Source organism: Brevundimonas naejangsanensis (genome assembly GCF_000635915.2).
GTDB lineage: Bacteria > Pseudomonadota > Alphaproteobacteria > Caulobacterales > Caulobacteraceae > Brevundimonas > Brevundimonas sanguinis.
Genome location: NZ_CP015614.1, coordinates 339,324 through 361,022 on the forward strand (window position 1 = coordinate 339,324; position 21,699 = coordinate 361,022).

Here is a 21,699-nt window from a genome sequence, read left to right on the forward strand (position 1 = left end):
TCAAGAAGCGATCTTAGGGAACCAGACGCGCGCGGCCGATCCAAACCGCAGCCGCTGTCGAGGTCGCCTCCACCGCCGGAACAGCCTTTCCGCACGCCGCAGCGGCCAGCGCCGAGGCGTCCTGACCCGGCGTGATCGGGGCCGGCGGCGCATTCTCGGGCGTGACAGGGCCTTCGGTCCCATCTGCGCGCAGCGACGCGAAGTCCAGCCGGTCGGCCGTCCAGGCGGCGCAGTCGAATCGCCACCACGACCAGCCGCCGACATAGGCGACGCCGCCGATCAGCATGTCCTCGCGGCTGATCTGCAGCGACCGCATCCGCACGACATTGGCGCCCTCGTCGGGCTGCGGCCTGATCGACGCCAGATCGGCGAAGACGGCGAACCGGTTGCTGCCGGTAAAGGCCAACAGCGGCGGCGGCGCGGCTTCGACGGCGGGCGGCGGCGGGGGGATGGTCAGCATGCTTGCTCCGAGGTGCGCCGGTGTTCTGTTTGGATTAACCCTGTCCGCATACCCGATGTTGAAACGGCCAGGCTAGACAGCCGTCATGTATTACGCGCCGCCCGGTTTTGACCCCTCCGGCCCGCCGCCGGACCGACGTCGGCGGCCGCGCGCGCCGTTTCGCCAGACGCGCCGGCCAGACGAGCGGATCGCCCTGCTGGGCGAGCCGGTCGATCTGGTCCGCCCCGAAGAGGTGCTGCTGCATCTGGAGCGCAGCGTGGACGCGGGCGTGCAGTCCATCGTCGCCAACCACAATCTGCACAGTCTCTATCTGATCCGGCGCACGCCGGGGATGCGGCGTCTGTACGAGGCGGCCGATCTGATCGAGCTGGACTCGACGCCTCTGATCCATTTCGCCCGTCTGCTGGGCTATCCGGCGCGGCCGCAGCACCGCTGCACCTATCTGGACTGGCGCGATCATTTCTGGAGCCTGGCCGACCGCAGGGCCTGGCGCGTCCTCTATATCGGCGGCGCCGACGGCGTGGCGGAAGAGGCGGCGCGGCGCCTGACGGCCCGCTATCCGCGCGCGACGGTGAAGGGGCTCAGCGGCTATTTCGACGCTACGCCGGGGTCCTTGGGCAATACCGCGGTCCTGGCGGCGATCAGGGACTTCGCCCCCCACGTGCTGTTCGTCGGCATGGGGATGCCGCGTCAGGAGCTGTGGATCGCGGACAATCTGGCTTCGCTGCCGGCGGTCCCGATCCTGCCGGTCGGCGCCGCCTTCGACTATGAGGCCGGGGTTCAGAAGGCCGCCCCGCGCTGGATGGGGCGGCTGGGCGTCGAATGGCTGTTCCGTCTGTTCGCCGATCCGAAACGACTGTTCACGCGCTACTGCATCGAGCCCTGGTTCCTGATCGGGCCGGCGCTGGCCGACATGCGTGCGGCGAGAAGGCGAAAGCGCTGACTTTCTCCTCCCCACTGTGTGGGGAGGGGGACCGCGTAGCGGTGGAGGGGCTCTGCGACAGCGGAACCAAGTCGCCCCTCCGTCTCGTCGGCTGCGCCGCCGAGCCACCTCCCCATTGCATGGGGAGGAGAGGCGACCTCTACGCGGTGACGATCTCCTCGGCCTGTTGCAGGTCGACGCTGACCAGCTGGCTCATGCCGCGCTCGGGCATGGTGACGCCGTAGAGGCGGTCCATCCGGCTCATGGTCACCGGGTTGTGGGTGATGACGATGAAGCGGGTGTCGGTGCGGCTGCGCATCTCGTGCAGCATCCGGCAGAAGCGGTCGACGTTGGCGTCGTCCAACGGCGCGTCGACCTCGTCCAGCACGCACACCGGCGCCGGATTGGCCAGGAAGACGCCGAAGATCAGCGCCGCCGCCGTCAGGGCCTGCTCGCCGCCGCTCATCAGGCTCATCACCGACAGCCGCTTGCCGGGCGGGCAGGCGTAGATCTCCAGACCCGCCTCCAGCGGGTCGTCGCTCTCGACCAGCTTCAGCTCGGCCTGACCGCCGCCGAACAGGGCCTCGAACAGGGTCTTGAAGTTGGTGTTGATGACGTCGAAGGCGGCGATCAGCCGCTCCCGCCCCTCGGCGTTCAGTTCGTCGATGCCGTCACGCAGCTTGGCGATCGCCTGCGTCAGGTCGATGCGCTCGGTCTTCATGGCGCTGAGGCGGTCGCCGTATTCGGCCGCCTCTTCCTCGGCGCGCAGGTTGACGGCGCCCAGCGCCTCGCGCTCGCGCTCAAGGCCGTAAAGCAGACTCTCGGCCCCCGCCGCGTCGGGCGGGCGGGCGATGGCGTCGTCGGTCAGCTTCCGGCCCAGTTCCTCGGGCGACATCTGCGCCGTCTCGCGGATGTTGGCCGCGCTCTCGGCCAGCTTTTCGGCCGCCGCCTCGGCGCGGGCGGACAGGCCCGCCCGGCTTTCGCGGGCCTGAGAGGCGGCGGTTTCGGCGGCGCGGGCGGCGCGGTCGGCCTCCTGCGCGCCCGCTTCGGCGACGGCCACGGCGTCGGTCGCGGCCTGCTTGCGCTTCTCGGCCTCGGCCAGGGAATCCATCAGGGCGTTGCGCTGCTCGGCGAAACCGGCGGGCGCGGCCTCGGCCTTCGTCAGCGCTGCCTGCGCCTTCTCGGCGTCGCGCTCCAGCGTCTTGAGGCGGGCGGCGCTGTCGCTGGATCGCGTGACCCAGCCCTCGCGGGCTCGGGTCAGACTGCCCAGCCGTTGCTCGCGCATAGCGCGGTCTCTAGCCTCTTCGTCGCGGGTCGAACGGGCGGCCTGCGCCGCCAGCCGGGCGCGTTCGGCCCCGCCGCGCGCCTCGGTCAGCTCCTGACGCAGGCCGACGACGACATCGGAAGACGACTCCACCGAACTGGCCTCGGCGAAGGCGGCCTCGGCCTCCTGCACCTCGCCGTTCAGCCGGGCGACCGTCTCGTCCAGCGACTGGGCGCGGGCCTCCTTGCGGGCCTGATCGCGCATCAGGGATTCCACCCGGTCGCGGGCCGAGACGACCTGCTTGTCCAGCGTGAAGGGTCGCAGGCGCGCGGCCTTGACCTCCTCCTCGGCGGCGCGGAAGGCTTCGCCTGCGGCCTTCAGCGCCCCTTGCGCCGTCTCCAGCGCGGGCTTGCCCGTGTCGATCTCGGCTTCCAGTTCCGACAGGCGGGTGCGCTGGGCCAGACGCACGGCGGCGGGGCGCGGCGCCTCGGCGCGGCTGACGAAGCCGTCCCAGCGATAGAGGTCGCCCTCAACCGTCGTCAGGCGCGCGCCGCGCGGCAGGGCGCGAGCCAGTTCGGCGATCCGCTCGCGCGACGCCACGCCGCAGAAGGCCAGACGCGCCGCCAGCTGATCCGGCGCCGTCACGTGGGCGGACAGGGGCTCGACGCCCTGCGGCCAGTCCGGCGGCGCCGCGTCCGCGCCCGCCCAGTGCGCCGGGGCGCGGGCGTCCAGCGCGGCGTCCAGATCATCGCCCAGCGCCGCCGCCAGCGCCGCTTCATAGCCCTTGGCCGCCGACACCTTGTCCAGCGCCGGGGGATGTTCGCGCTTGCCCGTGACCAGCAGTTGGGCCAGGCCGCGCGCCTCGGTCTGCAATCGGCCCAGCCGGTCCTCGGCGGCGCGAGCGGCAGTGCGCGCCTCCTGCTCGGCGCGGGCGATGTCGCTGCGTTTGGCCTCGGCGGCCTCGACGGCCTCGCGCGCGGCGGTCAGTTCGGTCTGCGCCGTCTCCAGCGCCGCCTTGGCCGTTTCGATCTCGGGCGTCTCCAGCGGGCCGAGCGCCTCGCGTTCGCGCTTAGCCTGTTCGTGCTGGCCCTTAACCCGCGCCAGCCGGGCCTCGGCGTCGCGCTTCCGCGCGCTTTCGGCGTTGGCGCGGGCTTCGACGGCGGCCAGCGTCCCGGCCAGCCGTTCGACCTCGGCGTCGGCGGCCTTGCGCGCGTCTTCGGCCTCCAGCAGGGCGCGTTCCAGTTCCGGCCCGCGCTCGGGGGCGGCGGCGATCTCGGCCTTCAGCTTCTCCAGCTCGCGGTCCAGCCGCTCCAGTTCGCGCGCCGCGTCGGCGGCCATGCCGTCCTCGCGCGCGCGGTCGGCCTCGATGCGGGCGACCTCGGCCTTCAGGCGGTCGACCTCGGCACGGGCGGCCTGTTCGGCCATGTCCAGCCGGTCGCGCTCGATGATGGCGCGGTTCAGCAGGGCGGTGGCGACCGCGTCTTCCTCACGCGCGGGCTTCAGCCCTTCCTGCGCGTTCAGGGCCGCCGTCTGGGCCGCCGCCGCCGCCGTGGTCGTTTCGGCCACCAGCCGGTCCGCCTCGCGCAGTTCGGCCGCCGCCGTCTCGGCCGCCGCCTTGGCGTCGGTCCAGCGGACGTAGAGCAGGGCCGCCTGCAGGGCGCGGATCTCGGCCGAAATCTTCTTGTATTTCTCGGCCTGACGCGCCTCGCGCTTCAGCCGGTTCAGCGTCGACTCCAGTTCCTTGCCGATGTCGTCCAGCCGGTCGAGGTTGGTCTCGGCCGCCCGCAGCCGCAGCTCCGCCTCATGGCGGCGGGTGTGCAGGCCCGCCACGCCCCCGGCTTCTTCGAGGATACGGCGGCGGTTCTGGGGCTTGGCGGCGATCAGTTCGCTGATCTGGCCCTGACGCACCAGAGCTGGGCTGTTGGCGCCGGTCGAGGCGTCGGCGAACAGCAGCTGCACGTCGCGCGCCCGCACCTCCTTGCCGTTGATGCGATAGGTCGAGCCGCGCCCGCGCTCGATCCGGCGCGAGACCTCCAGCATGGGGCTGTCGGTGAAGGGCTGGGGCGCGCGCTTGCTGGCGTTATCGATGGTCAGCTGGACTTCGGCGTGGTTGCGCGGCGGACGACCCGCAGCGCCCGCGAAGATCACGTCCTCCATGCCCTGGCCGCGCATGGCCTTGGCCGAGTTGGCGCCCATGACCCAGCGCAGGCTCTCCAGCACGTTCGACTTGCCGCAGCCGTTCGGCCCGACGATGCCGGTCAGACCGGCCTCGATGTGCACCTCGGCCGGGTCGACGAACGATTTGAAGCCGACGAGCCGGAGGCGCTGGAACTGCATCGCGTCGCGGTCAGCGCGCCCGGATCAACGGGTCGATGGCCGCCGACAGGGACTGAAGCGAATGGTCATCGACCCGCTTGCCGTTGACGAAGAAGGAGGGGGTCCCGGTCACGCCGGCGGCCACGGCGCCCTCGACCTCGGCCTGCAGGGCCTGGCCGACGGCGGGGTCCTTGAGGCAGGCCTCGATCTGCTCCTGAGTGCGGCCGCTGGCGGCGATGGCGGCCGCGAACCAGTCGCGCGCGTCGCCCTTTTCGAAGGCGGCGGCCTGACCGCTCATGAAGGCGCGGGCCACGTCGAAAAAGCGGCCCGGCGCGGCGCATCGCCCGATGCCCGCCGCCGTCGAGGCGATCTGGGCCGGGGCCGTCGGCATGTCGCGGAACACCAGCCGAACCTTGCCGGTGTCGATATAGCGAGCCTTGAACTGGGGCAGGACCTCATTGGTCCAGTCGACGCAGTGATTGCAGGTGAAGGAAGCGTACTCGATCACCGTCACGGGCGCGTCGGCGCGGCCCATGATCCGGTCCGCCGCCGTCACGGCCGGGACTGCCGTCGGAGCTGAGCTTGAGGATGCGGCGGACTTGCGGACCAGGTCCAGTGCGGCGGCCGGAGCGGCGCTCAGGCCGACAATCGCCAAGGCCGAAATAAGGGTCAGGATGCGACGGGTCATGAGGCGCTTTATAGCAGGGGATCGATGTGGGCTGACAGGCCTGCCAGCGATTTGTCGTTCACGATCTGGCCGTTGACCATGAAGGTCGGGGTGCCGCTCACGCCGGCCGCCGAGGCCTGCCCGATCCGCTGTTCCAAGGCGGCGATGGCGGCCTTGTCCGAGGTGCAGGTCTTGAACTGCGCCTCGCTGAGCCCGGCGGCCTGCGCTGTGCGCAGCAGGACGTCGCGCGGGGCGGCGCCGCCGTGCATTTCGGCCTGTGACCGCATCAGATGGTCGATCACCTCGAAATATTTGTCCTCACCGGCGCAGCGGGCGATCAGAAATCCCGCGACGGCCACGTCCTGAGGGTGCGTCGGGAATTCGCGGAAGACGAAGCGGACCTTTTGGGTGTCGACGTATTTGGCCTTGAAATCAGGCCAGACCTGCTCGTTCCAGGCGGCGCACCCGGCGCAGGTGGTCGAGGCGTATTCGACCACCGTGACCTTGGCGCCCTCGGCGGCGCCGATTGCCATGTCGCCCTCGGCCGCCGCCCTCCCGCCGCCCCCCTGGCCGCAGGCGGACAGGATCAGGGCCATGACCGCCATGCCGACGACCGTTGAACGCTTCATCATGTCCGCCCCCCTCCGTTTGGACGTTTACTTCGCCAGCGCCGCGTCGATGGCTTCGGACAGGCCGGACAGGGAACTGTCGGCCACGTTCACGCCGTTGACGGTGAAGTAGGGCGTGCCGTTCACGCCGGCGCTGATACCGGCCTGAATGCGTTTCTCCATGGCTTCGATGGCGGCCTTGTCGCGGATGCAGTCGTTGATCTGCTGCTCGCTGAGGCCCGCCGCCTGGCCGGCGCGGAACAGGGTGGTGCGCGGCGCCACGCCCGCCAGCCATTCCTTCTGGCTGGCCATGATGTCGTGAACGACGTCGAAATACTTGTCGGGACCAGCGCAGCGAGCGATCAGGAAGCCGGCGACGGCGATGTCCTGCGGCGGCGTCGGGAATTCGCGGAAGACGAAGCGAACCTTGTTGTTGTCGACGTACTTTTTCTTGAACTCGGGATAGACTTCCTCGTTCCAGACGGCGCAGTGGCCGCAGGTGATCGAGGCGTACTCCACCACGGTGACCTTGGCGCCTTCGGGCGCGCCCTGCGCCATGTCGCCTGCGACTTCGCCCCCGGCGCCGCCGCCCGAACACCCGGCCAGCACGGCCATCGAGGCCAGGGCGGCGGCGGACAGGGCGGCGCGGCGGCTCATGGCGGCGTATTTGAAGGTCGAGGCCATTGGAGGTCCTTGTCAGAAATGAGAGGCGGAACCGTCGCGCGATTCTCGCGCGCGAGCGAAAACGTCTGAATGTCGAGAACGCCGGCAGGGAGGATTTGTCAACGTCACTCTTCGCGCGGAGGCTGCGACAGCACGGCGCGGCCCAGCTTTCCCAGCGCCGCCTTCAGCCCGTCAGGGGCCGCCTCGACCGAGGCGTTCAGTTCCGCTTCCATCGCGGCGGGCAGGGGCGGCAGGACGGCGCGGCCCCGCGGGCGGGGCTTGGCGCCAGAGGCTGGCAGGGGCTTCACCGGGCCTTGCGCGATGCGCAGTTTTTCGACCGAGCCCGCCCCCAGAAACAGGTTCACCCGCTGGATGATGTCCGCTGACTGGTGCTGGACCAGCAGGGCGGCGGGCCCGGCGACGCGCAGCTCCAGCGTGCCGCCGGCGTTGCCGCGGCCCTTGGTCAGCTTCTGCGGGCGGGTGACGCGGGCCAGCCGCTCGCCCACGATCTCGACCCAGCGCGGCTCCAGGGCCGAGGCGCCGCGCCCGAACTGGGCGTCCAGCTTCTTGATCAGCGGCGCCAGCGACCGGCCTGCCGGAGGCGGCGGTCGCAAGGCCGGGCGCGTCCGGCGCCGAGCCAGGATTTCGCGGGCTTCGCTTTCGGTGGGCAGGGGACGACGCATTCGTCCTATATAACCTGAGCGATGACCGACGTCCCCTCTCTCCGCGCCGCCCTGCTCGATTGGTACGACGCCCATGCGCGCAGCCTGCCGTGGCGCGCGCCGCCGGGGGCGGAGGCGAAGACCGACCCCTATCGCGTCTGGCTCTCCGAGGTGATGCTGCAGCAGACGACAGTCCCGCACGCCGCGCCCTATTTCGAGCGCTTCACCACCCGCTGGCCGACGGTGGCCGACCTGGCGGCCGTCGAGGACGCCGAGCTGATGGCCGCCTGGGCGGGGCTGGGCTACTACGCCCGGGCGCGAAACCTTCTGGCCTGCGCCCGCGCCGTGACGGCCGAACACGGCGGCGTCTTTCCGCAGACTGAGGCTGAGCTGCTGGCTCTGCCGGGCGTGGGCGCCTACACCGCCGCCGCCGTGGCCGCTATCGCCTTCGACCAGCCCGCCAACGTCGTCGACGGCAATGTCGAGCGGGTGATGAGCCGCCTGTTCGCGCTGGAGACGCCCTTGCCCGCCGCCCGGCCCGAACTGCGGCGGCTGGCGGCCCTGTTTGTGGGCGAGCATCGGCCGGGCGACTGGGCGCAGGCGCTGATGGACCTGGGCTCGGGCGTTTGTCGGCCCCGGTCGCCGCTGTGCGATCAGTGTCCGCTGGCCTTTGGCTGCGAGGCGCTGAAGACGGGAACGCCCGAACGCTATCCCCTGAAGACGAAGAAGGGTGAACGGCCGCATCGGCGCGGCCACGCCTATGTGCTGACGGATGGTGCGGGACGGGTCGCACTGGTCCGGCGGCCGGACAAGGGTCTGCTGGGCGGGATGGCGGGCCTGCCGACCTCGGACTGGAGCGCGACGCCGGCGTTCGCGCCGCCGATCGATGCGGACTGGCGCGCGGCTGGATCGATCGAGCATGTCTTCACCCACTTCAGCCTGACGCTGGAGGTGCATGTGGCGACGGGCGAGGGCGATTTCTCATGGACCCCGGCGGACGAGGCGGCCAAAGCCCTGCCGACCGTGTTCAGGAAGGCGCTGGAGCGGGGGCTGGGAACCGCTTGAGGGTTTGAGGCGCAGAGCCGTCGACGCAACCAACCCTTCTCCCCTTGTGGGAGAAGGTGGCTCGCGCAGCGAGACGGATGAGGGGTGTGTCCGCGCCGGCGTCTAGCTGCACACCTGCCGAAGTCACAAAGTTCAAGCCTACCGCCGACACCCCTCATCCGAGCGCCTTGCGGCGCCCACCTTCTCCCACACGGGGAGAAGGAAAAGCGGATCCAGGCCTTAACCCGTCGCTCTCAGATTCACCGTCCCGCTGCGTTCGCGCGGCATGACCACCACATGGCCGTTCAGGCGCTGGAAGTGCAGGTCGATCACGCCGTCGCCGACCTTCAGCCGGGTGATCGACAGTCGATCCAGCCCGGCGGGCAGGGCGGGATTGTTGACCTCGACCAGACCCTCGGCGGCGTCGATGTTCAGGCCCAGCACCGCCTGCATCATCAGGAAGACCGACCCGGCCGCCCAGGCCTGCGGCAGGCAGGCGACCGGATAGGCGATGGGCGGCTCGCCCGTTTCGCGCACGAAGCCGCAGAACAGTTCGGGCAGGCGCATCTGGAAATGGGCGGCCGAGCCGTAGATCTCGCCCAGCAGCATGGCCACCGCATGCCGCTCGCCGTAGCGGGCCATGCCGGCTGCCGCCAGCGCCGTATCGTGCGGCCAGACCGAGCCATTATGATAGCTCATCGGGTTGAAGCGGGCCTGCCCCTTGGCCAGTGTCCGCAGGCCCCAGCCTGAGCGGAACTCGGCCGTCAGCATCCGCCGCGTCACCCGACGCGCCCGCTCATGCGAAGGCAGTCCCGTGAACAGCAGGTGCCCGGCGTTGGAGCCGATTGCCTGGCACTGCTCGCCGTCGCCGTCCAGGGCGATGGCGTAGAAGCCCTCGTCCTCCATCCAGTAGCGCTCTTCGACCAGGGCGCGCAGCGTCTCGGCGCGGTTCGCCCATTCGTCGGCGCGGCCGTCGCCCAGGACGGCGCCCATTTCGGCCAGCGCCTTCCAGGCGGCGAAGGCGTAGCCCTGAACCTCCAGCAGGGCGATCGGGCCCTTGGGAAAGCGGCCGTCGGCGTGGAAGATGGAATCCTCGGAATCCTTCCAGCCCTGGTTCGACAGCCCGGTGTCGGCCGCGCGGGCGTAGTCGATCAGGCCGTCGCCGTTGCTGTCGCCATAGTCCTTCATCCAGCCCGCGGCCGCGATCAGATTGGGCCACAGGGCGCGGATCGTCTCATAGTCGTTGGTGCGCTTGGCGTAGGCGCCGGCCAGGGCGATGAACAGGCAGGTGGTGTCGACCCCGCCGTAGTAGAGGCCGAAGGGGACCTCTCCCAGCACGCTCATCTCGCCGCCGCGCGTCTCGTGCATGATCTTGCCGGGGGCGGAGTCCATGAAGGCGTTGGTCTCGGTCGCCTGGCGCGCGGCCAGATAGGTCAGCACCCCCTTGGCCAGGCCGGGGTCGATCCACAGCATCTGCCAGGCGGTGATGATGCCGTCGCGCCCGAACGGGGTCGAGAACCACGGCGTCCCCGCATAGGGATAGGGGCCGGTCGGCAGGTCGGTGACCAGCAGGGCGATATCGGCCCGCGACTGCCGCAGCCAGTCGTTGAAGCCCTGGTTGCGTCCGCCCTCGACGATGGCGCCGCGCCGCAGTCGCCGCCGCATGGCCAGCCGCGCCAGGATGGAGTGCCAGCGCCAGCGCTCCTCGTCCGGCTGGTCGCAGGCGTCCAGGCCGCATTCGACGAACAGGTCCAGGCTGCGGCCGCGCGGCAGGCTGAACATGAACTCGGCGCGCGTGGCGCTGAGGCGGGCGGGCGGCTCCGAAAAGGCCAGGCAACTGGTGCGCTTCACCCCGTCCAGGCCGGTGTAGCTGAAGGTCACGCGCCGCCCGTCGATCACCGGCGGATGGATTTCGCCCTGCTGGGGCCGCACCGTGCCGCGCACCTGGAAGATGTCCGCGAAGTCGGCGTCAAACTCGAACGTCAGCGGCAGCAGGATGTCCTCGACGCCGTGGTTGACCATCCGCACCCGCTCGAACAGCCGCCGGTCCCAAATGAAGCGCCGTCGTTCCAGATGCAGCACGCCCGCCGGGGCCGATCGTCCGCCCATCGGCGGCAATGGGCGGTTGGTGGAGTGGCAGGTGAAGAAGACATTGTCCTTGGTCACGCCCGAGCTGAGGCGCGACGGCCGCGCCCGCCCGACGGTCAGGGCAAAGCGCGACAGCAGCCGGGTATCCTTGTCGAACAGGCCGTCGGCGCCCGCCTTCACATCCCCCCAATGATCGGCCACCAGGAAGGTGTCGCCGTCCTTGAGGGCCATCAAGGTCTCAAGGCCGTCCTGATCGTTGGTGTCGGCGGCCGTGACCTGGGTCGAATAGGCGTCGTCCATCAGCGTCTCCGCTTGCGGCTGGCTCCCCTGCGCAGCTGATAGGCGAACGGTCGGGAACGGGGTTCAGTTCAGACGAAAACAGCGTTCGCCCTCGGCCGGGGCCTCTAGGCCAGAGCGGCGAAGCTGCGCTCTTCCTCGATGGGCCGCATCGGGGCGGCAAACGGACGCCGCGCCAGCAGGTCGCCGTAGACGTCCAGATAGCGCCGCGCCATGGCGGTCGCCGAAAAGCGCAGATCAAAGCGGGCCCGGATGGCTTCCCTGTCGAGCCGGTGCGCATGGGCGGCGGCGGCGACCGCCTCTTCCATCGTGGACACGAGGAAGCCGGTGGCTCCCTCCTCAATGATTTCAGGCGTGGACCCGCAGGCGAAGGCCACGACCGGCGTGCCGCAGGCCATGGCCTCGATCATCACCAGGCCGAAGGGCTCGGGCCAGTCGATGGGGAACAGCAGGGCCTCCGCGCCGCCCAGGAAGGCTGATTTGTCCGCATCGCCGATCTCGCCGACGAACTCGACCAGAGGGTTGTTTCGCACCAGCGGCTCGATGACGGTCTCCCAGTAGACGCGGTCAGCGGCGTCTACCTTGGCGGCGATCTTGAGGGGCTTGTTCAGCCGGGTCGCGATCTCAATGGCCCGGTCCGGACGCTTCTCAGGCGAGATGCGGCCCAGGAAGGCCAGATAGCCCTGCGACTGGGGGGAGAACCGGTAGAGATCGCCCGGCATGCCGTGATGCACGGTGGCGCGCCAGTTAGCGTGGGGCAGGGGGCGACGCTGATCGTCCGAGATCGACACCAGGCCGAACTCGGGCCAGCGCGTATAGACGGGCGCCAGATCCTTGACATCAAGCCGGCCGTGAAGCGTCGTCACCGTCTTGTCGGCCCACCCCTGGAAAAAAGGGAAGTGGATCATGTCGGTGTGGAAATGAATGACGTCGAACTGGTCGGCGCTGTCCAGCACCTCGGCCAACTGGCTCATGTGCGCGGCGAGATCAGATTTCAGCGGCGCGGGGTCCAGGCGGATGGCCTGGTCGCGGACCGGCACCAGCCGTGCGCGGGTGCGGGCGTCGGCGCTGGCGAACAGGGTGACGTCGTGGCCGAGATCGACAAGGGCGTCGGTCAGATGCGCGACCACGCGCTCCGTGCCGCCGTAAAGCCGGGGCGGCACGGCCTCATACAAAGGCGTGACTTGAGCAATTTTCATGACAGGCTCCTGCGCCCGCGCGATACGCGGCGCCGAAACCTCAATCCGCCCGGCCAAGCCGGGTTCCAGCGTTGCCGGAACGATATTATTCAATCGCGCCTGTGAGTTAGGCGAAGAGCGAGATTCGCGCCCTACTGCATCCCGGCCCGGATCTCGGCGCGCAGGGCGTCGATGGGGCGCAGGCCCGTGTCCGTCTTAAAGCGCCAGTAGGTCCAGCCGTTGCACGCCGGGGCGTTTTCCAGGAGGGCGCCCAGCTTGTGGATCGAGCCGGTCAGGGCGCCGGACACCAGGGAGCCGTCGGCGCGCACCCGCGCCTCGCGCTCGCCCTTGGGGCAGTAGAGCTTGTCGCCGGGCGCCAGCAGGCCCGCCTCGACCAGGGCGCCGAACGGGACCTTGGGCTCGGCCTTCTTGGAGCCTGTGACGACCAAGTCTTCCGGCGCGGCCGGGATGACGGCCTTGATGCGGTTTTCGGCCAGTTTGGCGTAGGTCTCGTCGCGCTCGATGCCGATGAAATGACGGCCCAGGCGCTTGGCCGCCGCGCCCGTCGTGCCGGTGCCGAAGAAGGGGTCCAGCACCACGTCGCCGACGCGGCTGGCCGACAGCAGCACCCGGTGCAGCAGGGCTTCGGGCTTCTGGGTCGGGTGGGCCTTGGCGCCGTCCTCGTCCTTCAGACGCTCATGGCCGGTGCACAGGGCCAGCGTCCAGTCCGAGCGCATCTGGGTGTCTTCGTTGAAGGCCTTCAGCGCGTCGTAGTTGAAGGTGTAGCGCTTCTGCTCGCGCGACTTGGCGGCCCAGATCAGGGTCTCATGGGCGTTGGTGAAGCGCGTGCCCTTGAAGTTCGGCATTGGGTTGGACTTGCGCCAGATGATGTCGTTCAGCACCCAGAACCCCAGGTCCTGCATCGCCGCGCCCAGGCGGAAGATGTTGTGATAGCTGCCGATGACCCACAGCGAGCCCTCGTCCTTCAGCACTCGGCGGCACTCGCCCAGCCAGGCGCGGGTGAAGGCGTCATAGGCGGCGAAGCTTTCGAACTTGTCCCAGTCGTCGTCGACCGCATCGACCTTGGAGTTGTCGGGACGCAGCAGGTCGCCGCCCAGTTGCAGGTTATAGGGCGGGTCGGCGAAGACCATGTCCACCGACTTGTCCGGCAGGCCCTTCAGCACCTCGATGCAGTCGCCACGCAGGATGACGTCGGTCTTCAACTCGGACATGGAAAAGCGGCCCCGGACAGATGAGGCGCTTATGGTGAATCCTTACGGTTAAGGCGGAGTAACCAAGATTCAGAACAGGCGAAGGAAATGGGGCGGCGCTCGGCGGCCGCCCCACCTCTCGTCGTCAGGCCAGGGTGCGGACCTTGGGTTCGCGGTCCCACTGACGGGTGGCTGCGGGCTTGATGAAGCCGTCGGCCCCGTTCGACAGATCGACCACGCCGGCGTCGGCCTCGACCCCCGCCTTGTCGAGCAGGGGTTGGGCTTCGGGCGTATGACCGATGGCCTTCAGGTGCCCAAAGGCGTCCTTGGCGAAGTCGACGGCCGCTCCTTCGGTCAGCAACTGCTCGCAGCCGTCGGCCGACAGCACCAGGGCGACCGCGTCGAACAGCACCGAGGGCGCGCCCGCCAACTGATGATCCGCCTTCAGCGTCGAGCCGTCCTTCAGCTTGGCCCCGCCGCGCTTGGGCGCGATGATCTCCACCGCCGCGCCGGCCGCCTTGGCCGCGTCCTGCACCGCCTTGACCACGGCCCCGTCGGCCCCGTCGGTGACCAGCACGCCGACCTTGCGCCCCTTCAGGCTGTCCGGGTATTTGCCGATCAGACGCACGGCGGGCGACGGGTCCAGGTCGATCGGCTCGGCCGCCGCCGGGGTCTTTTCGGGCAGGGCCATGCCCAGGCCGTCGGCGACCCGCTTGGCGAGGTCTTCATCGACGTTGCGCAGATTGCCCATCACGCGATTGCGGACGTGTTCCAGCGAGACCTTCGACAGTTCGAACACGATGGCCGAGGCCAGGTGAGCCTGTTCGGGCGCCGCCAGACTGGCGAAGAACAGCCGCGGCTGGCTGTAGTGGTCGGCGAAGGTCTCGGAGCGCAGCCGCACCTTCTCCTTCTCCACCGGCTCGCGGAAGCTGGTGAAGCCGCCCTTGGCGTCGGCGCGGGGGCCGCCTTCCTCTCCGGCCTGAGCCAGGCTGTTGGGCTCATAGTTGGCGCGACCGGTCGGGACCTGCGTCTGCATATGGCCGTCGCGCTGGAAGTTCTGGAAGGGGCAGCCCTTGGCCTGGTTGATCGGAATCTGGTGGAAGTTCACCGTCCCCAGGCGCGACAACTGGGTGTCCTGATAGGAGAACAGCCGGCCCTGCAGCAGCGGGTCGTCCGAGAAGTCGATGCCCGGCACGATGTTGGTCGGCAGGAAGGCGGCCTGTTCCGTTTCGGCGAAGAAGTTGTCGGGGTTCCGGTTCAACGTCATGCGGCCGATGACCTTAAGCGGATGGACTTCCTCGGGGATGATCTTGGTCGCATCCAAGATGTCGAAGGGCAGGGCGTCGGCTTCGGCCTGGGTCAGCACCTGCACCGCGAAGTCCCACTGAGGGAAGTCGCCCTGGTCGATGGCGTCGAACAGGTCGCGGCGGTGGAAGTCGGGATCCGCCCCGGCGATCTTCACCGCCTCGTCCCAGCAGGTGGCCTGCGTCCCCAGCTTGGGCCGCCAGTGGAATTTGACGAAGTGCGATTCGCCCTTGGCGTTGACCAGGCGGAAGGTGTTGACCCCGAACCCTTCCATCATGCGCAAGGAGCGCGGGATGGCCCTATCCGACATGGCCCACATCACCGTGTGGGTGGTCTCGGGCATCAGGCCGACGAAGTCCCAGAAGGTGTCGTGGGCGGACGCGGCCTGCGGATAGCCGCGATCCGCCTCCATCTTCACGGCGTGGATCAGGTCGGGGAACTTGATCGCGTCCTGGATGAAGAAGACCGGGATGTTGTTGCCCACCAGGTCCCAGTTCCCCTCCTTGGTGTAGAACTTGACCGCAAAGCCGCGCACGTCGCGCGGGGTGTCGATCGAACCGGCGCCGCCAGCCACGGTCGAGAAGCGGGCGAACAGTTCGGTTTTCTCGCCGACCTCCGTCAGGATCTTGGCCGTGGTGTATTGTTCGAGGCTCTCGGTCAGCTCGAACACGCCGTGCGCGGCCGAGCCGCGCGCGTGGACGATGCGCTCGGGAATGCGCTCGTGGTCGAAATGCTGGATCTTCTCGCGCAGGATGAAGTCTTCGAGCAGCGTCGGTCCGCGCGGACCTGCCTTCAGCGAGTTCTGATTGTCGCTGATCGGCGTTCCATGGTTGGTGGTCAGCCGCGTCTCGGGGGTCGAGGCCTGCTGATGCAGTTCCCCGCCTTGGCCGATGATGTCTTGGTTTGTCGAATTCTCGGGCACCGCGTCGCTCCTCCTGGCCGTCATGGCGAGCAACGAACGTTCGGTCTGCGCAATTGGGTGCGGGGTTCAGCCGATTTTACATATAATGCCGCGCAGGCGCCTGGGGCGTCTTCGCAGTCGGCGACGGTGCGGCTATGAGGCGTGCATGATCCGTCGTCTTCGCCCCGTTCCGTTCGCCCTTGGGCCTGTCCACTTCGTCGGCATCGGCGGCATCGGCATGAGCGGCATCGCCGAAATCATGCTGAAGATCGGCTATCAGGTGCAGGGCTCGGACGCCAAGGCCAGCGCCAACACCGAGCGGCTGGAGAAGCTGGGCGCCCGCATCTACATCGGCCACGACGCCGCCCATGTGAGCGAGGGCGTCTCGGCGGTGGTCTATTCCACGGCGGTCAAGGCGGCGAACCCCGAACTGGTCGTGGCGCGCGAACGCCGCATTCCTCTGGTCCGTCGGGCCGAGATGCTGGCGGAACTGATGCGGCTGCAATTCTCTATCGGCGTCGGCGGCACCCACGGCAAGACGACGACGACCTCCATGGTCGCGGCCCTGCTGGACGCGGGTGCGCTGGACCCGACGGTGGTCAACGGCGGCATCATCAACGCCTACGGCACTAACGCCAAGGTCGGCGACGGCGACTGGATGGTGGTCGAGGCGGACGAGAGCGACGGCTCCTTCCTGCGCCTGAAATGCACCGTGGCGATCATCACCAACATCGACCCGGAGCACCTGGACCACTACGGCGACTTCGACGCGGTGAAGAAGGCCTTCTGCGACTTCATCGAGGACATTCCCTTCTACGGCTTCGGCGTGGTCTGCCTCGATCACCCCGAGGTGCAGAAGCTGGCGGCCCGGATCGATAACCGCCGTCTGGTCACCTATGGCCTCAATCCGCAGGCCATGGTGCGCGCTGACAATGTGCGGATGGACCCGGACGGCTCGCGCTTCGATGTGGTGATTCAGGGGCAGGGCATGGCGGCTCTGGACGAACCGGCGCGCATCGAGAACCTGCACCTGCCGATGGCGGGCTGGCACAATGTCTCCAACGCCCTGGCCGCCATCGCCGTGGCGCGCGAGATCGGGGTGGACGACGATTCCATCCGCGCGGGTCTGGCGGGCTTCGGCGGGGTCAAACGGCGCTTCACCACCACGGGCGTCGCCCACGGGGTGCGGGTGATCGACGACTACGGCCACCACCCGGTCGAGATCGCCGCCGTGCTGAAGGCCGCGCGCCAGGTGGTCCACAACGCCGACAATCCGGGTCGCGTCATCGCCGTGGTCCAGCCGCACCGCTACACCCGCCTGCGCGACCTGATGGAGGAGTTCTCCACCTGCTTCTCGGACGCGGACAGCGTTCTGGTGGCCGACGTCTATCCGGCGGGCGAACAGCCGATCGAGGGCGTCGACAAGCACGCCTTGGTCGAGGGCGTGCGCCGCTACGGCCATCTCCACGTCGCTGCGCTGGAGAACGCCGCCGCCCTGCCGCGCGTGATCCGCGAAGAGACGAAGCCGGGCGATCTGGTGGTCCTGCTGGGCGCGGGCGACATCACCAGCTGGGCCTACGCCCTGCCGGCGCAGCTAGAGGCGCTAGGCTGAGCGTCTTGCTCCCGCTCATCCCGGCGGACGCCGGGATCCAGTGAGAGCTTCACGACGAAGCCTTGCCGCCCTACATCGAATTGAACGTCAAACGGCTGGATGCAGCCAAAGCACTGGGTCCCGGCGTCCGCCGGGATGAGCGGATCTATCGGATGGCCTGGACTGACAATCTCCCCGCCGTGCGCGGCAAGCTGCTGCTGAACGAGCCGCTGGGGCCTTACACCTGGTTCCGTGTGGGCGGCGCGGCGGACGCCCTGTTCATCCCGGCCGACGCCGATGATCTGGCCGATTTCCTGAAGGCCCTGCCCGAAAGCGTGCCCGTCACGGTGATCGGCGTCGGCTCCAACCTGATCGTGCGCGACGGGGGGGTCGAGGGCGTGGTGATCCGTCTGGCGGGCCGCGCTTGGGGCCAGGTGACGGCCGACGGCGACACCGTCACGGCGGGCGCAGGCGCGCTGGACAGCATGGTGGCGCGCGCCTCGGCCAAGGCGGGCATCGCCGGGCTGGAGTTCTATGCGGGCATCCCCGGCTCCATCGGCGGCGCCCTGACCATGAATGCGGGCTGCTACGGCTCGGAAACCAAGGACGTGCTGGTGTCCGCCTGGGGGCTGAACCGCAGGGGCGAGCGGGTCGAACTGTCCCTGGCCGACTTCGGCTATACCTACCGCCACTCCAACGCTCCGGCCGACATCATCTGGATCGAGGCGACCTATCGCGGCACGCCCGACGCGCCCGAGGCCGTCGCCGCCCGCATCCAGGAGATCACCGAGCGGCGCGAGAAGACCCAGCCGATCCGCGAAAAGACCGGCGGCTCGACCTTCAAGAATCCGGACGGCCATTCGTCGTGGAAGCTGGTCGACGACGCGGGCTGGCGCGGCAAGCTGCACGCCGTGACCGGAGGCGGCGCCAAGTTCAGCGAGTTGCACTCCAACTTCATGATCAACCCCGGCGAGGCGACCGCCGCCGACATCGAAGGCCTGGGCGAAGCCGTCCGCGCCGACGTGCTTGAAAAGACCGGCGTGCAGCTGAACTGGGAAATCAGGCGGATCGGGCGGAAGTAGGCGCGACCCTCTCCCTCCCCTTTATAGGGAGGGTGGCTGAGGCCGTCAGGCCGAAGTCGGGTGGGGGCGGCGAGGCAAATCAAGCACTGCGCCCAGGATCGCCTGGCCCTCCCCACCCGGTCTCCGCTTCGCTTCGACCACCCTCCCCATGAAGGGGAGGGAGAGGCGCTTAAATTCCGCTTCTGGCCGCTATCGTTTCCAACCGGTTAACCGTATTCAGGGCATAGGGGCGGGCTAGTCTTCGGATGTTGCCATGCGTGCGCCCCTGAACACCCTCCATGTCGCTGTCCTGATGGGCGGCCTGTCGTCGGAACGCGAGGTCTCGCTGTCCTCGGGTCGCGGCTGCGCGGACGCCTTGGAAGGGCAGGCGGCCAAGGTCACGCGCGTGGACGCCGGGCGCGATCTGGCCCAGGTGCTGACAGCGCTGAAGCCCGACGTCGTCTTCAACGCCCTGCACGGCAAATGGGGCGAGGACGGCTGCGTGCAGGGCATCCTTGAGACGCTCAAGATTCCCTACACTCACTCCGGCGTCCTGGCCTCAGCATTGGCGATGGACAAGGACAAGTCCAAGGCCGTGCTGCGCGCCGCGGGCGTCATCGTGCCCGGCGGCGGCCTGTTCGACCGGCACGAGGTCGCCAGCCGCCACGTCATCGACCCGCCCTATGTGGTCAAGCCGAACGCCGAGGGCTCCTCGGTCGGGGTCTTCCTGGTGCGCGAGGGCGCCAACCGTCCGGTGGCCGAGGTCGGCGCCGCCGACTGGGCCTATGGCGATCAGGTGATGGTCGAGCCCTTCATCGCCGGCAAGGAGCTGGCGGTCACGGTCCTGGGCGAGGCGACCGGTCCGCGCGCCCTGACCATCACCGACATCACCCCGACCAAGGGCTTCTACGACTACGAAGCCAAATACGCCGAGGGCGGCTCCACGCACGTCCTGCCCGCCGAGTTGCCGCCGCACGTCTTTGACAAGGCTTTACGCCAGGCCGAGCTGGCTCACGCGGCCATGGGTTGCCGAGGGGTTTCCCGCGCCGACTTCCGTTATGACGATGTTAACGACGTTCTCGTTCTGTTGGAGATCAACACCCAGCCCGGCATGACCTCGACCTCGCTCGCTCCTGAGCAGGCGGCCTATGTCGGGATGGATTATCGCGAACTGGTTCGTTGGATGGTGGAGGACGCCTTATGCCCGCGGTAGTGCGCGGCGGTCGGCGACAGTCTTCGGGCAAGGGCGGCGCGCGCGGCGCCCCCCCTAGCCGCGCGGCCGCGATCGGCCGGCTGGACATGTCGCCGCGCGTCGTGGCGGCGACCCTCGTGGTGGGCGTCGGCATAGTCGCGGCCGTGCTGGCCACGGGCGCACGCGCCGAGCGCATCTCGACCGCCGCCACCGAGCGCTTTGACGCCGTCACGACCGGCATGGGTCTGAAGGTGCGTCAGGTCCACGTCACCGGGGCCTCGCCCGAGGCCGCCGCCGCGGTGCGCGCCGCTATCGGCGTCCACGCGGATCAGCCTATCGTCAGCCTGGACCTGGCCGCCGTGCGCGACCGGGTGCAGACCGTCGGCTGGGTCAAGGAGGCGCGCGTGGTGCGCCTGCTGCCCGACACCCTGATCGTGGACGTCAAGGAGCACGACCGCCTCGCTGTCTGGCAGGTCGGCGGCAAGGCCCACGTCATCGACGCCCAGGGCCTGGTTATCGAGGGCGCCGACGCGGGCCGTTATCCGCGCCTGCCGCTGGTGGTGGGCAAGGGCGCCGATCAGGCCGCCTCCGACGTCCTGCCCCTGCTGGCCCAGCGCCCGCGCCTGATGGCCAAGGTCGACGCCCTGGTCCGCGTGGACGAGCGCCGCTGGGACCTGCGCCTTAAGGACGGCTCCCTGATCCAGCTGCCCGCCGTGGATCAGGAATCCGCCCTGATCCGCCTCGACGCCCTGGACCAGCGCGAACGCCTGCTGGACCTGGGTTTCGCCCGCATCGACCTTCGCACGCCCGAAGAAGTGGCCGTCCGCCCTTCCGAAGGCGCCGTTTAACTCTCTGACCTCTTAGGACACGACCCATGGTTGGACGCAGCCGAGACATGAAGCCGGAACAGGGCAGGGGCGCGCCGCGCGCGCCGGTCGTGGCCGCGCTCGATCTCGGTCAGTCCAAGGTCGCCTGCTTCATCATGAAGCCCGACGGCGTGCGCCACGCCGACCGCACCATCCGCGTCGCCGGGGCCGGCCACGTCCAGTCGCGCGGCGTCAAGGGCGGGGCCATCGTCAACATGGACGAAACCGCGCAGGCCATCGGCCACGCCGTCGAACGCGCCGAGCGCGCGGCGGGGGCCCCGGTCTCCGGCGTCGTCGTCACCACGGCTATCGGCCAGATGGCCAGCCACCGGGTGCAGGCGCGCGTGTCCCTCGGCTCCCATCCGATCAGCGACGCCGACCTGGCCCGCGCCATCGGCATGGCCCTGGCCCAGATCCGCCTGCCGAACCGGCGCCCGATCCACGTCCTGCCCATCGCCTGGTCGGTGGACGGGGCGCGCGGCGTGCACGATCCGCGCGCCATGCGCGGCGGCTCGCTCGGGCTCGACCTGCTGGTCGTCTCCATGTCCGAGGGCTCGTTCAACGCCCTCAGCCACTGCCTCGAACTGGCCCACCTGGACCTGCAGGGCGTGGCCGCCGCGCCCGTCGTCTCCTCCCTGGCCGCGCTGGAAGAGGATGAGATGGAGCTGGGCGCCCTGTGCATCGACATGGGCGGCGGCTCGACCTCGGCGGCGGTCTGGGGCGGACGCTCCCTGCTGCATATCGAAAGCCTGAACGTCGGCGGCGACCATGTGACCGCCGACATCGCGCGCGGCCTCTCCACCTCGCGCGTCGGCGCCGAGCGCCTGAAGACCCTGCACGGCTCGGCCATGGCCAGCGCCAACGAAGACCGCGAAATGCTGGAAGCCCCGCCGCGCGGCGAGGACGCCTCGGCCGGCCCGGTCATCGTCCCGCGCGCCATGCTCAAGACCGTCATCGCCCCGCGCGTCGAAGAGACGCTGGAGCTGCTGCGCGACCGCCTGAAGCACGCCGGCATGGGCCTGGAGCCCGGCGCGGGCCTGGTCCTGACCGGCGGCGCCAGCCAGCTGAATGGCGTGCGCGAACTGGCCGTGCGCGTCTTTGACCGCCCCGTGCGCCTGGGCCGCCCGCAACGCGCGCCCCACCTGGCCGACGCCGCCGCTGGCCCGGCCTTCTGCTCGGCCGCCGGCGTCCTTCTTCGCGCCGCCTACGGCCCGCGCGAGGCGGTCTCCGCCCGCAAGCTGATGTCCCGCCAGATCACCGCCGCCGACGCGCCCAAGGTGCACCGCGGCGGCATGGTGGCGCGTGCGGCCGGGTGGCTGCGAGACAACCTGTAGGGCGTCGATCCAGCCGCGCGGAATACGCTGCTGCGACGTTTCGAGTTTGAGCGCCGCCGCATATGTGCA

The 21,699-nt window shown here is 69.4% G+C and carries 16 protein-coding genes and 1 pseudogene; 7 read left to right on the forward strand and 10 right to left on the reverse strand.

The window, feature by feature from the left end; translation table 11 throughout:
- Positions 1 to 13: 13 nt before the first annotated feature.
- On the reverse strand, positions 14 to 460 hold the full coding sequence (locus DA69_RS01640; protein ID WP_025976222.1) for a hypothetical protein: 447 nt from the start codon (positions 458 to 460) through the stop codon (positions 14 to 16).
- Positions 461 to 545: 85 nt separating this feature from the next.
- Between DA69_RS01640 and DA69_RS01645 the strand changes: the two genes are divergently transcribed.
- On the forward strand, positions 546 to 1,403 hold the full coding sequence (locus DA69_RS01645) for a WecB/TagA/CpsF family glycosyltransferase (protein ID WP_025976223.1): 858 nt from the start codon (positions 546 to 548) through the stop codon (positions 1,401 to 1,403).
- Between the two features lie 139 nt (positions 1,404 to 1,542).
- Here DA69_RS01645 and smc read toward each other — a convergent pair whose 3' ends face one another.
- From smc to DA69_RS01670, 5 genes are all read right to left on the reverse strand, one after another.
- On the reverse strand, positions 1,543 to 4,983 hold the full coding sequence (gene smc, locus DA69_RS01650; protein ID WP_025976224.1) for a chromosome segregation protein SMC: 3,441 nt from the start codon (positions 4,981 to 4,983) through the stop codon (positions 1,543 to 1,545).
- A 10-nt stretch (positions 4,984 to 4,993) separates the two neighbouring features.
- On the reverse strand, positions 4,994 to 5,650 hold the full coding sequence (locus tag DA69_RS01655) for a thioredoxin domain-containing protein (protein WP_029972292.1): 657 nt from the start codon (positions 5,648 to 5,650) through the stop codon (positions 4,994 to 4,996).
- Positions 5,651 to 5,658: 8 nt separating this feature from the next.
- Positions 5,659 to 6,261: a DsbA family protein gene (locus DA69_RS01660; protein WP_025976226.1), complete on the reverse strand. Its 603-nt coding sequence runs from the start codon at positions 6,259 to 6,261 to the stop codon at positions 5,659 to 5,661.
- A gap of 24 nt (positions 6,262 to 6,285) precedes the next feature.
- Entirely contained in the window at positions 6,286 to 6,921 is a 636-nt protein-coding gene (locus DA69_RS01665; protein ID WP_025976227.1) for a thioredoxin domain-containing protein, read from the reverse strand.
- A 104-nt stretch (positions 6,922 to 7,025) separates the two neighbouring features.
- The gene (locus tag DA69_RS01670) at positions 7,026 to 7,583 is read right to left on the reverse strand and encodes a DUF721 domain-containing protein (protein WP_025976228.1); all 558 of its coding nucleotides are present in this window, start codon (positions 7,581 to 7,583) and stop codon (positions 7,026 to 7,028) included.
- A gap of 21 nt (positions 7,584 to 7,604) precedes the next feature.
- Here DA69_RS01670 and mutY point away from each other — a divergent pair, with 21 nt between their 5' ends.
- Positions 7,605 to 8,627, forward strand: coding sequence for an A/G-specific adenine glycosylase (gene mutY / locus DA69_RS01675; RefSeq protein WP_025976229.1), 1,023 nt, complete (start codon positions 7,605 to 7,607; stop codon positions 8,625 to 8,627).
- Between the two features lie 219 nt (positions 8,628 to 8,846).
- Here mutY and DA69_RS01680 read toward each other — a convergent pair whose 3' ends face one another.
- The 4 genes from DA69_RS01680 to DA69_RS01695 all read right to left on the reverse strand — a co-directional run bounded on the left by DA69_RS01680 (position 8,847) and on the right by DA69_RS01695 (position 15,631).
- The gene (locus DA69_RS01680) at positions 8,847 to 10,994 is read right to left on the reverse strand and encodes an amylo-alpha-1,6-glucosidase (protein ID WP_025976230.1); all 2,148 of its coding nucleotides are present in this window, start codon (positions 10,992 to 10,994) and stop codon (positions 8,847 to 8,849) included.
- Between the two features lie 104 nt (positions 10,995 to 11,098).
- Entirely contained in the window at positions 11,099 to 12,190 is a 1,092-nt protein-coding gene (locus DA69_RS01685) for a glycosyltransferase family 4 protein (protein WP_025976231.1), read from the reverse strand.
- 131 nt (positions 12,191 to 12,321) lie between these two features.
- Positions 12,322 to 13,401: a site-specific DNA-methyltransferase gene (locus DA69_RS01690; protein WP_025976232.1), complete on the reverse strand. Its 1,080-nt coding sequence runs from the start codon at positions 13,399 to 13,401 to the stop codon at positions 12,322 to 12,324.
- Positions 13,402 to 13,525: 124 nt separating this feature from the next.
- Positions 13,526 to 15,631, reverse strand: a complete 2,106-nt coding sequence (locus DA69_RS01695) for a catalase (protein ID WP_029972293.1) — start codon at positions 15,629 to 15,631, stop codon at positions 13,526 to 13,528.
- Positions 15,632 to 15,752: 121 nt separating this feature from the next.
- Between DA69_RS01695 and murC the strand changes: the two genes are divergently transcribed.
- The 5 genes and pseudogenes from murC (at position 15,753) to ftsA (ending at position 21,630) form a co-directional block, all read left to right on the forward strand.
- A complete protein-coding gene (murC, locus tag DA69_RS01700; RefSeq protein WP_025976234.1) occupies positions 15,753 to 17,198 on the forward strand; it encodes a UDP-N-acetylmuramate--L-alanine ligase in 1,446 nt (481 codons plus the stop codon).
- Positions 17,199 to 17,350: 152 nt separating this feature from the next.
- Positions 17,351 to 18,259 (forward strand): UDP-N-acetylmuramate dehydrogenase, encoded by a 909-nt coding sequence (gene murB / locus DA69_RS01705; RefSeq protein WP_025976235.1) that lies wholly within the window; start codon positions 17,351 to 17,353, stop codon positions 18,257 to 18,259.
- Positions 18,260 to 18,512: 253 nt separating this feature from the next.
- Positions 18,513 to 19,509: pseudogene (locus DA69_RS01710) on the forward strand (D-alanine--D-alanine ligase).
- Entirely contained in the window at positions 19,439 to 20,278 is an 840-nt protein-coding gene (locus DA69_RS01715; protein WP_025976237.1) for a cell division protein FtsQ/DivIB, read from the forward strand. The pseudogene DA69_RS01710 and the gene DA69_RS01715 overlap by 71 nt, the downstream one beginning before the upstream one ends.
- A 26-nt stretch (positions 20,279 to 20,304) precedes the next feature.
- Positions 20,305 to 21,630 (forward strand): cell division protein FtsA, encoded by a 1,326-nt coding sequence (ftsA, locus tag DA69_RS01720; protein ID WP_025976238.1) that lies wholly within the window; start codon positions 20,305 to 20,307, stop codon positions 21,628 to 21,630.
- The last annotated feature ends 69 nt before the right edge of the window (positions 21,631 to 21,699 follow it).